Origin of the sequence: Flavobacterium fragile, assembly GCF_023634865.1 — a bacterium.
GTDB classification, from domain to species: domain Bacteria; phylum Bacteroidota; class Bacteroidia; order Flavobacteriales; family Flavobacteriaceae; genus Flavobacterium; species Flavobacterium fragile.
Genome location: NZ_JAMLJN010000009.1, coordinates 44,897 through 59,969 on the forward strand (window position 1 = coordinate 44,897; position 15,073 = coordinate 59,969).

Consider the following 15,073-nt stretch of genomic DNA (forward strand, 5'->3'; position numbering starts at 1 on the left):
TCTTTTGAAAACACCTAATAAAAAATCGGCACTTTCAGAAATTCACGGCGTGGACCAACCCGAAACGTTGAGCACGGTTGTAGCGCATCAAATTCAACAATTTCGAAGAAAACAACCTTCGGCAGAGGAATTGATTGCTGGAATTTTAAAAGGAGACAAAACCGCTTTGAGTCGCGCTATTACTTTGGTTGAAAGTACGAATCCTGAACATTTAGCCAAAGCGAATGAAGTGATAAAAGGTTGTTTGCCACATGCAAATAACTCGGTTCGTATAGGAATTACGGGAGTTCCAGGTGTTGGAAAAAGTACATTCATTGAAGCTTTTGGAAAATATTTAACTTCTATCGGAAAGAAAGTAGCTGTTTTGGCGGTTGACCCGAGTTCGTCTATCAGTCATGGAAGTATTTTGGGCGATAAAACCCGAATGGAAGAATTGGTCAAGGATGAAAACGCTTATATTAGACCAAGTGCTTCGGGCGATACGTTAGGTGGCGTTGCAAGAAAAACCCGCGAAACTATTATTTTGTGTGAAGCTTGTGGTTTTGATACGATTATCATTGAAACCGTTGGAGTAGGGCAAAGCGAAACTGCCGTTCATAGTATGGTTGATTTCTTTTTGTTGTTGAAAATTTCAGGCGCTGGCGATGAATTGCAAGGGATCAAACGCGGTATCATGGAAATGGCGGATACAATCGTAATCAATAAAGCCGATGGCGATAATGTTGCGAAAGCCAAATTAGCGAAAACCGAATTTAATAGAGCCTTACATTTATTTCCAGCCAAATCTTCAGGTTGGATTCCAAAAGTAACAACTTGTAGTGCTTATGAAAAAACAGGAATTGATGGTATTTGGGAAATTATTTCAGAATACTTTGAATTGGTAAAATCGAATCATTATTTCGAAGAAAAGCGTCACAATCAAAACCAGTTTTGGATGATGGAAACGATTAATGAACAATTGAAATCGCATTTTTACAATCATCCGAATATCATTCAACTCTTAGAAGAAAACAAAAAAGCCGTGCAAAACAATGAAATCTCACCTTTTGCAGCGGCTATGCATTTATTGGAACAATATTTTAAAAAATAATTTTTGGTAGCGACAAGTCAATGACTTGTCGCTACGGGAATCATAATCAAAGATTATTCCTGCTCGTAACGCTCCATTTCTCTATCGTAGAATTCTCCGGCAATGGTAATTAAATGTTCCATTTCCGATTCTAATTCTTTTTCGTCTTCTTCTTCGATGTCTTCTAAAAATTCTACTTCGTCATCTTTTAAATTGATTACGAATCTTGGATATTCTAAATGGATTACGAAAATATCTTCTGGAAAATCGGTATTGTCACCGATAACAAATTTTGGTAAGTTCATGTTTTTTATATTTAATTGAGACAAGTCAATGACTTGTCTGTACGTTATTAATTTTTAATTAATTTTTTTGTTAAGTAATTAAAGCGAATATACAAAAATATTGCGGCTGCTGTTAATCCAGCTAAAAGTCCAATCCATACTCCAACGGCTTTTAATTCGGTTTCTAATCCTAAGTAAATCGATATTGGAAAACCAATTACCCAATACGCAACAAATGTGATATACATCGGAATTTTTGCATCTTGTAAACCACGAAGTGCTCCTAAAACTACGACTTGTAAGCCATCTGAAATTTGGAAAATCGCTGCTACTAAAAGTAAATTGGCTGAAATTGCGATTACTTCTAAGTTTTCGGTTAGGTTTTTTACATCGTTGATATCTACGAAAATATATGGTAAGCTTGTGTGTAAAACCACAAACAATAAAGCAAAAACCACTTCGATAATTACCGTTAATAAGAAGATGGAAATCGCTACTTTTCGTAAGGTAACATAATCATTCAACCCTTTTTGATTTCCAACTCGAATCATCGCAGTAACACTCAATCCCATCGCAAACATAAAGGTTAACGAAGCTAAACTCAATGCAATTTGATTTGCTGCTTGACTTGTAGTTCCAATCATTCCGCACAACCAAATGGCTCCTGTAAACAAAGCTACTTCAAAGAACATTTGCATAGCAGAAGGCATTCCAATTTTGATGATTTTTTGGTTGACTTCTTTTTTGATTTCTTTTAAGCTAAAACCTTTAAAATAGGGATGAAATTTCGGTTTTAAATTCATCATGTAGTGCATAAAACCTAACATCACAAAACGAGAAGCAATAGTTCCTATTGCAGCTCCTACGATGCCCCATTTTGGAAAAATCCAAATTCCGTAAATAAGAAAATAGTTGATAACTACATTGGTAATATTTCCAATAATAGTTGCCCACATCGAATATTTTGTTTCGCTTAATCCATCAGCAAATTGTTTGTACGCTTGGTACATAATTAAAGGAATCAATGAAAAACCAACGATATCTAAATACGGTTTTGCCATTTCTACCACTGCTTCGGGTTGCCCCATGTAAGCAATTAATGGTTTCGAAAAGAAAATCAAGGTAAATAAAGCAACCCCTAAAATCGTACACAAATACAAGCCATGATGAAAAGCCGAACGACCTCCAGCAACATCATTTTTTCCATCGGATTCCGCTACTAATGGTGTAATGGCTGTTGAAAATCCGATTCCTAATGACATGGCAATGAATACAAAACTGTTTCCTAATGATACAGCGGCTAATTCCGTTGGGCCTAATTTTCCGACCATTATATTGTCTACAATACCAACTAAAGTATGTCCCATCATGCCTAAAATAATGGGATAGGCGAGTTTTAAGTTTTGTGAAAATTCTTTAGAGTAGTCGGAAAAAGTCATTTTGGCAATTTTGAGCAAAGGTAGTTATTTTGAAAAAGATTTTTCAATAATAAAATATTACTTAATGAACTTGATTACTAGAAATTTTCTCTTCAAGAAATGAGTAAATATCATTTGTGTCATGAAAAGTAAATTGTTTTCCCTTTGTGAATTTATTTGGATGAGAATTTTCTATATCCGATACAAAAATTGTTTTTAAAGTAAATAGACTTTTTGAATTTGGTTTTTTAGTTTCAAAATAAGAAACTGAACCATATCCATTTCCAATTGTATCGTAAATTCTAAATGTTTTAATTTCAGAATATTTCAATTCTTTTCTGCTAAATGGAACTTTTCGTATTATAGAATCATTAGTTAATATTATTTTAGATTTTATAATAAAAAATATTATATAAGGTGATAATAAAATAAAGGGTAAAGTGAAAAAAGATATTTTCCAATATCCATCTTTAATTAAAGTATATGCAAAAATTGAAGCAATTACCGATACTGCAAGTCCAATGATAGTCCAAAAAAGTGTGACAAATGATTTTACATTTACTGCCGAATATATCTTTATTACATTATTCATTTATGCAATTGAGGATTGAAAGTAACTTTACTTTTTAATATTCGGATTTTGTGAATCACTTTCAATAAGTCCGTCGCGTAAACGAATGATTCTGTGAGCGTAAGCAGCAATATCTTCTTCATGCGTTACCAAGATTACGGTGTTTCCATTGGCGTGAATTTCGTTGAATAAATTCATAATTTCCACCGACGTTTTACTATCTAAGTTTCCAGTTGGTTCATCGGCTAAAATGATAGAAGGTTTGTTTACCAAAGCTCTAGCAACCGCCACACGCTGACGTTGACCACCCGATAACTGATTCGGTTTATGATCCATACGGTCTTGAAGTCCCACTTGCGTCAATACTTCAGTAGCTCTTTCAACACGTTCGGATTTGGAATGACCCGCATACACCATTGGTAAAGCTACATTATCCAAAGCCGTTGTTCTTGGCATTAAGTTAAAGGTTTGAAAAACGAATCCAATTTCTTTATTGCGAATTCCTGCCAATTCATCGTCTTGCATTTCGCTCACCTGTTTTCCGTTCAAAATGTAAGTTCCAGAAGTGGGCGTATCCAAACAACCTAAAATGTTCATCAAAGTGGATTTTCCAGAACCCGAAGGTCCCATTAATGCTACATATTCGCCCTTATTGATTTCTAAATCGATGCCTTTTAATACATACACGATTTCGTTTCCTAGAGGAAAATCTCTTTTGATATTGGTTATTTTGATTAACGGATTTGCCATAATGAAATTAGAATTTAGCCTCTCGACTTCACTCGAGATGACACTATTATTGATATAACACTATTATAAGTAGAAAAACAAAGGAATTTGTTACAATTAAAAACGAATTCTTTCAAACAAGTGAGAACTAATCGTTTTATTCGGATTGATGATGAAATCTTCTTTTTGTTGTTCGGCTCTAAAAAACACAATTCCCCATTGAAAAGTATCAATTGTCACGGAAACTTTTGGATGCTTTTTTATGATTTCCCAAGCTTCTTCCATATCAGCTGACCAATGAATATCATCGAAAATCCAAACGGAATCATTTGAAATGGTTGGAAGTAAAGCCTCAAAATAATCTAAAGTCGCTTTTTTGGAATGGTTGCCATCAAAATAGATTAGGTGATGGGTGATGGGTGAAAGGTCAAGGGTTTTAAAATAGCTTGAAAATTCTGTAGTCACAAAATTCACATTTGGTTTTGGATAGCTGAAATCTCTACCATTTGCAACTTCAAATTGTTTATCAAAATTCTTTTTTGCTTCATCTTGAGTGTTTTTACATCCTTCTAAAGTAGTTACTATAGCATCAGGATTTCCTAGCGCTAAAGAATTTGTAGCTAATCCCAATGAAGTGCCAATTTCTAAAACGCTTTTTGGTTGAAAATAACGAAGGATTCTGAAAAGTAGTTCTGCATTTTTTGGAGTAATTCCAGCGGTTTGGGCAATTTTTGAAATTTCTCTAACATTCGAATTAAAAACTCGAGAACCAGCACCAAAATCAGTAACTTCAATCGTGTTTTTATTCGCTAAAAGCGATTTTCGGTACGATTTTAAGGTTTCGTATTCTGGATATTTGGTAGTATCATAAAAGCATTTCGTAACCAAATCAAATACAAATGGCGAATGCACTCCATGTTCGTTTTTGGAGTGAAAAAGGAATTTTAGATATGATTTGATTATAGTCACAGTTTTCAGTCACAGTTTTCAGTCACAGTTTTCAGTCACAGTTTTCTCTGCACACTGCGACTGAATACTAATTATTATTCCATTTTCGAACTCAACTCAAACCAGCGTTCTTCTTTTTCTTCTAAAGTTTGAATGATTTTTTGCAATTCATTAGCTTTCGCTTCAATTTTATCATCCGAAACTTTTCCGTCGGCGAATTCTTGTTCGATTTGTTTTTTGTTGTATTCTAAATCTTTGATTTCTTTTTCAATTTTATTGAATTCCTTTTGTTCGTTGAAACTCAAACCTGTTGAAGCCGTTTGTTTTTCTTTCCAATTTGTTTTTTCAGTGCTAACCGAATTCAAAACTTTAGGTTCCGCCGAATCTTCATAGGCTCTAAAATCCGAGTAATTTCCTGGGAAATCTTCAATCTCACCTTCGCCTCTAAAAACAAATAAGTGATCTACAATTTTATCCATGAAATATCTATCGTGACTCACCACTAACAAACAACCTGGATAATCTAAAAGGAAACTTTCTAATACATTCAAAGTTACAATATCCAAATCATTTGTAGGTTCATCTAAAATTAAGAAGTTCGGATTTTGAATTAAAACCGTACACAAATACAAGCGTTTCAATTCGCCACCACTCAATTTTTCTACGAAATCGTATTGTTTTTTTGCATCGAATAAGAAGCGTTCCAATAGTTGCGAAGCCGAAATAATTTTTCCTTTCGTTAGCGGAATATATTCGCCGTATTCTTTGATGATATCAATAACTTTTTGTCCCGGTTTTGGATTGATTCCGCTTTGCGTGTAGTATCCGATTTTGATGGTATCACCAATAATCACTTTACCCGAATCAGGTTGCATGGTTTGGGTTAAAATGTTCAAGAAAGTTGATTTTCCTGTTCCGTTTTTACCAATTATTCCAATGCGTTCACCACGTTGAAACGAATAGCTGAAATCTTTTAAAATGGTTCGATCAGGGAAGTTTTTATTCACTTTTACCATTTCGATAATCTTGCTTCCCATGCGTTCCATGTTGATTTCGAGCTCCACCACATTTTCTTTTCTTCGGCTTTCCGCCACCGCTTTTATTTTGTAAAAATCATCTTGACGTGATTTTGATTTGGTGGTTCTTGCTTTTGGTTGACGGCGCATCCATGCCAATTCTTTTACAAATAAATTCTGCGCTTTATCGATACTCGCATTTTCAGAAGCTAAACGCTCTTCTTTTTTGGCTAAGTAATAGGAATAATTCCCTTTGTATTGATAGATTTTTCCGTTGTCTAATTCGATGATTTCGTTACAAACTCGTTCCAAAAAGAAACGATCGTGTGTCACCATAAACAGCGTGATGTTTTCTTTTGCAAAATAATCTTCTAACCATTCAATCATCTCTAAATCCAAGTGATTGGTTGGCTCGTCTAAAATTAATAAATCAGGTTTGCTAATTAAGATAATCGCTAACGAAAGACGCTTTTTTTGTCCACCCGACATGTTTTTGACTTTCATTTTTAAGTCTTCCAACTTCAGTTTGAACAAAATTTGCTTGAATTGCGTTTCAAAATCCCAAGCATTATGACGGTCCATATCGTCAAAAGCTCTTTGATAGGCTTCTTCATCATTAGGGTTTTCTAAAGCTTTTTCGTATCGCTCAATTACTTTCAGAATTTCATTATCTGAAGCGAAAATATTTTCTTCAATGGTTAATTCGTCCTGCAAATTATTGTTTTGCGATAAAAACGCCATTTTAATGTCTTTTCGAATGATAACTTGACCCGTGTCAGGTTCGTCCAAACCATTAATCATGTTCATAATGGTGGTTTTTCCTGAACCATTTTTAGCGATAAAAGCTATTTTTTGATCCTTGTTAATTCCAAACGAAACGTTGTCAAATAGCACACGTTCGCCATAGGATTTCGATATATTTTCGACTGATAGGTAATTCATAGTAATTTAGAATTCAGAAATTTGAATTTAGAAGTGCAAAAGTAGACTATTGCAATCGATAGTACAATTTTTTGGATTAAATAAAAAGCCATCATTTCTGACGGCTTTGGGTTAATTATTTTAAAATTTCCACTTCTAAATGACTTTCTTCAAAGATTTTAATAAAAGCCCTAGTGTAATCTTGTTTTTCAGCCAAATATGGATTTTCTAAAAATTTCTGTGGGTTAACAGCAATTAACGGATACCATGTACTTTGTACTTGAATTTGAATTTTATGTCCTTTTTTGAAGCTGTGTAATACATCTTGCAATCTAAAGTTAACTTCCGCAGTTGCATTTGGCGTTAAAGCTTCTGGTTTTTCGAAACTATTTCTAAAACGAGCAGGCATCACTTCGCTACGAACCATTTGATGGTAATTGGCATAAAGTACGTTAGGTTTGTCCTTATTTTGAGGTTCGTCTGCGGGATATACATCGATTATTTTCACAATAAAATCAGCATCCGTTGCAGTTGAAGCAATTTTTAATTTAGCCATAATTTCTCCTGCTAACGTTATATCTTCTGTTAAGTAATCAGTAGTAAATGTAACAACGTCTGGGCGACTTAAAGCGAATCTTTGGTCTTCGGTCATGTAATTTCTTGGTGTAAAACCATTATATTCAGCATAATTGATACTACTTGGAACTGGATTATTTGGATCGCTGTAGTATTCACTGAAATTTGCTGATTGACCTTTTTGGGTATCTAATTTTCCGTTAGAACTTAGATAAAAATTTAGTTTAGTACTTTCTTTTGGAGGCCAATTTTGGAATGTTTTCCATTCTTTTTTTCCGGTATCAAACATATAAGCTTCAGGAAGTTGAGCAGCTTCTTTTGATTTTCCTTTCAAGTAATGATTGAAGAATGTATGTTCGATATTCTTTTGATAGAAAGTAGCGATACTGTCTCCAAAATAAATATCGTTGTGATAATGCTTTCCAGCTTCTCTCGACCATCCTCCGTGAGAAAAAGGTCCCATTACGATGGTATTTTTTGCTTTAGGATTGTTTTTTTCAATTGTTTTGTAAATGTTTAGTGGTCCTGCTAAATCTTCTGCATCGTACCAACCTCCAACAGTCATCACCGCGTGATCGATTCCTTTTAAGTGCGGTAATAAATTTCTAGATTTCCAGAATTCATCGTAATTAGGATGATTTACAATTTCTTGCATGAAAAAATTGTCTTTGTAATAGTTGTCTACAGCTTCTTTTAAAGTCCCCATTTCTCTGTAAAAAATGGAACCATCTCTTGAAATTGTTTTGATGTTTTGGTCTGTATACCAAGCTTTGTTTTCTGCTTTATTTTTTTGAACTCCAAACACTGGGAAGGTTTTAAAATATCCCATTACAAAAGCACCATTGTGATGAAAATCGTCAAAAAAGAAGTCAGAAATAGGGGCTTGAGGTGACGAAGCTACTAGAGCTGGATGATTGGATAAAGTACCTGCGGCAGTGTAAAATCCTGGGTACGAAGTTCCGTATTGTCCAACTTTTCCGTTATTATTTTTGATGTTTTTAATTAACCAATCAATGGTGTCATAAGTATCCGTACTTTCATCAACATCTTTCTTTGATTTTTTGGAAACTTGAGGTGTCATGTTGGTAAAAGTACCTTCGCTCATGTATCTTCCTCTCACATCTTGATAAACAAAAATGTACTTGTCTTTTTGTAAAAAAGCGTTAGGACCAAGTGTTTTTTTGTAATTGTCTTCACCGTATGGCGCTATACTATAACACGTTCTTTGCATTAAAATTGGATATTTTTTGCTAGAAGAAATATCTTTTGGAGTGTAAATAGCCGTAAAAAGTTTTGTTCCATCACGCATTGGGATGTAAACTTCCTTTTTGTCATAATTTGCTTTTGTGTCTTCTTGTGAGAAAATAGAAAATGATGCCAAGAATACAATCAGGGTAATTATTTTTTTCATGTAACGAATTTTAATTTTCGAAGATATTAAGTTTTTGTTCAAAACAGAAATTGACTAATGTTAAAATTAAACTTTTAATTATATTCGCATCATGCAATTATCTGTAATCATCTTAAATTATAATGTCCGCTATTTTTTAGAGCAATGTGTTCTTAGTGTTCAAAAAGCATTGGAAGGCATTGATGGAGAAATTATTGTCATCGATAACGCTTCATCAGATGATAGTTGTGAGATGATGAAAACCAAATTTCCACATATCAAACTCATCGAAAACGTTACAAATTTAGGTTTCCCAAAAGGAAATAACATCGGAGTTGCTGAAGCTAAAGGAGAATACATTAGCATTTTAAATCCAGATACGGTTGTAGCGGAAGATACTTTTGCTAAAATACTGAACACTAAAAACTGGACGCTGAACACTGGTATTATCGGTTGTAAATTAATTGACGGTGCTGGAAATTTTCTTCCCGAGAGTAAACGTGGCGTTCCAACTCCTTGGGTGGCTTTTACAAAGATTTTCGGATTATATAAAATCTCCAATTATTTCGGAAAATATTACGCCCAACATTTATCGGAGAACGAATCTGGGAAAGTAGATATTTTAGTTGGTGCTTTTATGATAATGAAGCGCGAATTGTACCTCGAAGTCGGTGGTTTTGATGAAAATTGCTTCATGTATTCGGATGATATCGATTTGAGTTATTTGGTTTTGAAAACTGGGAAATCGAATTATTATTTTCACGAAACTTCTGTGATTCATTATAAAGGAGAAAGTACCGTTCGAGATGGTACGTATATGAAACGTTTCAGAGAAGCGATGCAGTTTTTCTATAAAAAACACTTCAAGAAATCAGGGTTTTTTGATATAATGATGCAAGTTGGAAGTTTTGTTTTTAGTCTTTTGAAGAAGAATCAACAAAAGAATGAAGTTCGGATTATTAATGAATATATAGTTTTTTCAAGAGAAAATTTAGAATTGAATCTATCAAAAAAAGCAACTTATTTAGCTGATTTTAATCAATTTGTGAATCAACCTCAAAAAAACATTGAAATAATATTTGATACGACTACTTTTAGTTTTGCCGAAATTATTACTTTTATGCAGTTAAATAAGAGTAAAAATCTAAGTTTTAAGAATTACATTTCGAGTTCCAATTACTTGATTGGAAGTAATAATTCGAACGATAGAGGACAAATAATTTTGTTGTAAAAAATTATTGAAATGAAATTCATCTAACACCAATTCCAAATTTTAAAAAAGTTAGATAATTGTTTAAAAAACGAATGAAAAATTAGTATTTTTGCAAACCAAATACAAAAACACAACTTTAGTTTAAAGATATGGCAAAGTTTGAATTGAAATTACCTAAAATGGGTGAGAGTGTTGCGGAAGCAACTGTTACCAACTGGTTAAAAAAGGTTGGAGATAAAATTGAAATGGATGAAGCAGTACTTGAAATTGCTACTGATAAAGTAGATAGCGAAGTGCCTTCAGAAGTTGCAGGAACACTTGTTGAAATTTTATTTAATACTGATGATGTAGTTCAAGTAGGACAAACTATCGCTATTATCGAAACGGAAGGTGGTGCCGTTGCAGCAACTCCAGAAGCTAAAGCAGACGCTCTAGTTGCAGTTTCAGAAGTAGCAAAAGCAGTAGAAGTAGCAAAAGAAACTGTAGCGCCAGCTGATTTTTCGGCATCAGATAAATTCTTTTCACCTTTAGTTAAAAACATTGCGAAAGAAGAAGGAATTTCTTTAGCTGAATTAGAGTCTATCGCTGGTTCTGGTAAAGATGGTCGTGTAAATAAAGAAGATTTATTAAATTACATCAAAAATAGAGGAAATCAACCTGGAGTTGTTGCGACTCCAGTGGTGGCTCCAAAAGTAACTCCAGTTCCAGTAGCTCAAGCTGTTCCTGTTTCTGTAAATGGTGGAGACGAGATTGTGGAAATGGACAGAATGCGTAAGTTGATTTCGAAATACATGGTGGAATCAGTTCAAACTTCGGCTCACGTTCAGTCGTTCATTGAAGTTGATGTTACTAACATTGTAAAATGGAGAGATAAAGTGAAAAATGCTTTCGAAAAGAGAGAAGGTGAGAAGTTAACTTTTACACCAATTTTCATGGAAGCAGTAGCAAAAGCATTGAAAGATTTCCCAGGAATGAACATTTCAGTTGATGGCGATTACATCATCAAACGTAAAAATATCAATTTAGGTATGGCAGCAGCTTTACCAAACGGAAACTTAATCGTTCCTGTAATTAAAAATGCAGACCAATTAAATTTAGTTGGAATGGCAAAAGCAGTTAACGATTTAGGAAACCGTGCAAAAGCAGGAAAATTAAAACCAGACGATACGCAAGGGGGAACTTATACGGTTACGAATGTGGGAACATTTGGTTCTGTTTTCGGAACTCCAATTATCAACCAACCACAAGTAGGTATTTTAGCTTTGGGTGCGATTAGAAAAGTGCCTGCAGTTATCGAAACTCCAGAAGGTGATTTTATTGGAATCCGTCAAAAAATGTTCTTATCTCACTCGTATGACCACAGAGTGGTTGATGGAGCGTTAGGAGGAAGTTTCGTAAAACGCGTTGCGGATTATTTAGAAGCTTGGGATATCAATAGAGATATTTAATCATGATAGTATTCTAAATAAATATAAACCCGATAGTGTTAAAAGCTTTCGGGTTTTTTTATCTTTGTCACATATAAAATCGCTATGGAATTAAAATTAACACGCCCCATCTGCTTTTTCGACCTTGAAACTACAGGAATTGATGTAGCACGAGACCGAATTGTAGAAATCTCAATATTTAAAGTATATCCAAACGGAAATAAAGAAAGTAAAACTTGGTTGGTAAATCCGACCATTCCAATTCCTCCACAAACTACAGCGGTTCACGGAATTACGGATGAGAAAGTAGCGAATGAGCCAACATTCAAAGAATTAGCTTCTCAAATCCATAACATGATAAAAGATTCGGATTTGGCTGGATTTAATTCGGACCGATTTGATATTCCGCTTTTAGCTGAAGAATTGTTGCGTGCTGAAGTTGATTTTGATATGAAAAACCGAGTTTCAGTTGATGTGCAAACTATTTTTCATAAAATGGAAGAACGAACTTTAAGTGCGGCTTACAAATTCTATTGCGGACAAAGTTTAGAAAATGCTCACAGTGCCGAAGCGGATACTATGGCTACATATGAAATTTTAAAAGCGCAATTGGATCGCTACGAAAATTTGGAAAACGACATCAAATCATTAGCCGAATTTACGACTAGAAAAAAATCGGTTGATTTTGCAGGATTTATTGCTTTAAACAATGAAGGTAAAGAAATTTTTACTTTTGGAAAACACAAAGGGGCTTTGGTAGACGATGTTTTTGATAAAGAACCGGGTTATTTTGGATGGATTCAAAATGCGGATTTTCCATTGTATACTAAAAAAGTTTTGACAGGAATTAAATTAAGAAAGTTAAATACGAAATAAGGTAAAAGGTAATGGGTGAAAGGTAAAATGTTTTGCCCATTACCCTTAACCATTTACCCTTAACCCAATAAAAATGAAAATAATCTGTGTCGGACGCAATTATGCTGACCATATTTCGGAATTAAATAATGAAAGGCCTACTGAACCAGTTATCTTCTTGAAGCCTGATTCTTCTATTTTACCTAACAAAAATCCTTTTGTGATACCGGCTTTTAGTAATGATATCCATCATGAAGTGGAAATTTTGGTTAAAATTTGCAAAGTGGGAAAACATATTGATGCTAAATTTGCTCATAAATACTATGAAGAAATCGGTTTAGGAATCGATTTTACAGCTCGAGATGTTCAAAATAAGTTGAAAGAAAAAGGCTTGCCTTGGGAAAAAGCAAAAGCATTTGATCATTCTGCTGTAATTGGAAAGTTTGTCTCAAAAAATGATTTTACTTCATTAGATAATATTAACTTTGAGTTAAAATCCAATGGGACTACTGTTCAAGAAGGTAATACTAGTTTAATGTTGTGGAAAATTGATGAGTTAATAGCCTATGTTTCTCAATATTTTACTTTAAAAATTGGAGATATTATTTTTACAGGAACACCAAAAGGTGTTGCTAAAGTTGCTGAAGGAGATGTTTTAGAAGGATTTATTGAGGGTAAGTCTATGTTTAAAATTCAAATTAGATAGTTATGGCCTTACAATATAACCTAGCTAAAGTTTATGAAATTTCACACAATGATTTTCAATTTGCGCAGCAAATTGTTACTTTGTTTATTGAGGAAATTCCTGCAGAAATAAAAATTATCAAAGACGCAATTGAGGATAAAGATTATGAAACTACCTATTCTTCCTCTCATAAAATAAAGCCAACATTGGATTTATTGGGCATGGATTTAGCATATGAAGAAAATATAGAAATTATGAATTGGGCTAAAGCGAAAGGGAAACGTAAAGAAATTAAAGAAGTTTTTAAATCATTGAAAGATCGAATCGACTTAACCGTAAAAGAAATTAAGAAAGATTTTAAACTTTAACCCCAAAAAAATCCCAAATTAAAATGAAAGCTGCTATAGTTACCATTGGCGATGAAATTCTTATAGGCCAAATTGTAGATACGAATTCTTCTTACATTGCAAAAGCGTTGGATAAAGTAGGAATTGCTACACATGAAATGTTGTCAATTTCTGACGACAAACAGCATATCTTAGATACTTTTCATACACTACAAAATAAAGTAGAAGTAGTTATTGTTACGGGTGGATTAGGTCCAACAAAAGACGATATCACAAAGAAAACGTTTTGCGATTATTTTGAAGATAATTTAGTTGAAAATGAATCAGTATTGGTGCATGTGAAATCTATTATCGAAGGAATTTACAAGCGTCCCATAACTCAAATGAATAGAGATCAAGCGCTAGTTCCAACTAAGGCAAAAGTGCTTTTCAATCAAGTTGGAACGGCGCCAGGAATGTGGATGGAGAAAGAAAATACCGTTTTTATTTCGTTGCCAGGAGTTCCTTATGAAATGAAATATTTGATTGATAATGAGGTGGTTCCAAATTTAGTTCAAAAATTTGAGCGTCCTTACATCGTGCATCAAACCATTATGACTTATGGTCGAGGTGAGAGTATGATTGCGGAGCAAATTGAAGCGTGGGAAAATAATTTACCTGATTTTATTAAATTAGCCTATTTACCAAGTCCTGGAAAAGTTCGTCTGCGTCTAACAGCAAGAGGAACTAATGAAGAAGTTTTAAAATCTGAAATTAAAAGTCAAGTTGAAAAATTAGATTTGTTAATTCATGATATTATCGTTGGATACAATGAAGACGAACCTATTGAAGTGGTTCTAGGGCGACTTCTGACGGAGAAAAAAGCAACTATTTCAACAGCTGAAAGTTGCACTGGTGGAAAAATTGCTTCGATGTTGTCATCCGTTCCAGGAGCTTCAAATTATTTTAAAGGGAGCGTGGTGAGTTACGCAACCCAAACTAAAATTGATGTTTTAGAGATTGATGAAAATTTGATTGCTAAACATGGAGTTGTTAGTGCAGAAGTGGCTAAAGAAATGGTAATATCAGTTCAAAAACTAATGAATTCTGATTTTGCAATAGCTACTACTGGAAATGCGGGTCCAACGAAAGGTGATGAGGATGCAGAATTAGGGACTGTTTTTATAGGAATTGCGACACCTAATGAAGTTTTTGTAGAAGAATTTAACTTTGGTCAACCTCGTGAAAAAGTTATTGATAGAGCGCTTAGCAAAGGACTTGAACTAATTTACAAAGAAATTTTAAAAAAATAGTAAAAGATAGTTGTGTATTTGAAATGGATTTTGTTTCTTTGCACCCTGATTTTAGATAACGAAATAAAGATTAGAAATAATGTCAAGAGTTTGTGAACTTACAGGTAAAAGAGCGATGGTAGGAAACAATGTTTCTCACGCTATGAATAAAACAAAGAGAAAATTCTCTGTTAACTTAGTTAAGAAACGTTTTTATATTCCTGAAGAAGATAGATGGGTAACGTTGAAAATTTCAACTGCTGCTTTAAAAACGATTAATAAAAATGGAATTGCTGCTGTATTAAAAAATGCAAAAGCTAACGGATTTGTTAAATCTGTATAATCCTTAAAAC

General features: G+C 33.8%; 15 protein-coding genes. 8 read left to right on the top strand and 7 right to left on the bottom strand.

The annotated features are described in order from the left end of the window. Positions 1-4 precede the first annotated feature (4 nt). Positions 5-1,090 carry a methylmalonyl Co-A mutase-associated GTPase MeaB gene (gene meaB / locus NAT47_RS10515; RefSeq protein ID WP_250582552.1) on the top strand — a complete coding sequence of 362 codons (1,086 nt, stop codon included), beginning with the start codon at positions 5-7 and terminating at the stop codon, positions 1,088-1,090. Positions 1,091-1,143: 53 nt separating this feature from the next. On the opposite strand, the gene NAT47_RS10520 is transcribed toward meaB, so the two are convergent. The 7 genes from NAT47_RS10520 to NAT47_RS10550 form a co-directional block, all read right to left on the bottom strand. Then, the gene (locus NAT47_RS10520) at positions 1,144-1,374 is read right to left on the bottom strand and encodes a hypothetical protein (RefSeq protein WP_231841985.1); all 231 of its coding nucleotides are present in this window, start codon (positions 1,372-1,374) and stop codon (positions 1,144-1,146) included. Positions 1,375-1,421: 47 nt separating this feature from the next. Beyond that, on the bottom strand, positions 1,422-2,792 hold the full coding sequence (locus NAT47_RS10525) for an MATE family efflux transporter (RefSeq protein ID WP_250582554.1): 1,371 nt from the start codon (positions 2,790-2,792) through the stop codon (positions 1,422-1,424). 61 nt (positions 2,793-2,853) lie between these two features. Further along, positions 2,854-3,363 carry a hypothetical protein gene (locus NAT47_RS10530; RefSeq protein ID WP_026724594.1) on the bottom strand — a complete coding sequence of 170 codons (510 nt, stop codon included), beginning with the start codon at positions 3,361-3,363 and terminating at the stop codon, positions 2,854-2,856. Positions 3,364-3,390: 27 nt separating this feature from the next. Beyond that, a complete protein-coding gene (locus tag NAT47_RS10535; RefSeq protein ID WP_250582556.1) occupies positions 3,391-4,092 on the bottom strand; it encodes an ABC transporter ATP-binding protein in 702 nt (233 codons plus the stop codon). 96 nt (positions 4,093-4,188) lie between these two features. Then, the gene (locus tag NAT47_RS10540) at positions 4,189-5,040 is read right to left on the bottom strand and encodes an O-methyltransferase (RefSeq protein WP_250582558.1); all 852 of its coding nucleotides are present in this window, start codon (positions 5,038-5,040) and stop codon (positions 4,189-4,191) included. Between the two features lie 74 nt (positions 5,041-5,114). Next, on the bottom strand, positions 5,115-6,977 hold the full coding sequence (locus NAT47_RS10545) for an ABC-F family ATP-binding cassette domain-containing protein (RefSeq protein ID WP_250582560.1): 1,863 nt from the start codon (positions 6,975-6,977) through the stop codon (positions 5,115-5,117). Positions 6,978-7,092: 115 nt separating this feature from the next. Then, complete coding sequence (locus NAT47_RS10550; RefSeq protein WP_250582561.1) at positions 7,093-8,943, bottom strand: CocE/NonD family hydrolase; 1,851 nt, start codon at positions 8,941-8,943, stop codon at positions 7,093-7,095. A 91-nt stretch (positions 8,944-9,034) separates the two neighbouring features. Here NAT47_RS10550 and NAT47_RS10555 point away from each other — a divergent pair, with 91 nt between their 5' ends. From NAT47_RS10555 to rpmB, 7 genes are all read left to right on the top strand, one after another. Continuing rightward, a complete protein-coding gene (locus NAT47_RS10555; RefSeq protein ID WP_250582563.1) occupies positions 9,035-10,153 on the top strand; it encodes a glycosyltransferase family 2 protein in 1,119 nt (372 codons plus the stop codon). Positions 10,154-10,284: 131 nt separating this feature from the next. Next, positions 10,285-11,583: a dihydrolipoamide acetyltransferase family protein gene (locus NAT47_RS10560; protein ID WP_250582565.1), complete on the top strand. Its 1,299-nt coding sequence runs from the start codon at positions 10,285-10,287 to the stop codon at positions 11,581-11,583. Between the two features lie 84 nt (positions 11,584-11,667). Further along, positions 11,668-12,438, top strand: a complete 771-nt coding sequence (locus tag NAT47_RS10565) for a 3'-5' exonuclease (RefSeq protein WP_250582566.1) — start codon at positions 11,668-11,670, stop codon at positions 12,436-12,438. Positions 12,439-12,511: 73 nt separating this feature from the next. Beyond that, positions 12,512-13,123, top strand: coding sequence for a fumarylacetoacetate hydrolase family protein (locus NAT47_RS10570; protein WP_250582569.1), 612 nt, complete (start codon positions 12,512-12,514; stop codon positions 13,121-13,123). Positions 13,124-13,125: 2 nt separating this feature from the next. Then, a complete protein-coding gene (locus NAT47_RS10575) occupies positions 13,126-13,470 on the top strand; it encodes an Hpt domain-containing protein (protein WP_250582571.1) in 345 nt (114 codons plus the stop codon). Between the two features lie 23 nt (positions 13,471-13,493). Further along, on the top strand, positions 13,494-14,741 hold the full coding sequence (locus NAT47_RS10580) for a CinA family nicotinamide mononucleotide deamidase-related protein (protein ID WP_250582572.1): 1,248 nt from the start codon (positions 13,494-13,496) through the stop codon (positions 14,739-14,741). A gap of 79 nt (positions 14,742-14,820) precedes the next feature. After that, a complete protein-coding gene (gene rpmB, locus NAT47_RS10585) occupies positions 14,821-15,063 on the top strand; it encodes a 50S ribosomal protein L28 (RefSeq protein WP_008253904.1) in 243 nt (80 codons plus the stop codon). The last annotated feature ends 10 nt before the right edge of the window (positions 15,064-15,073 follow it).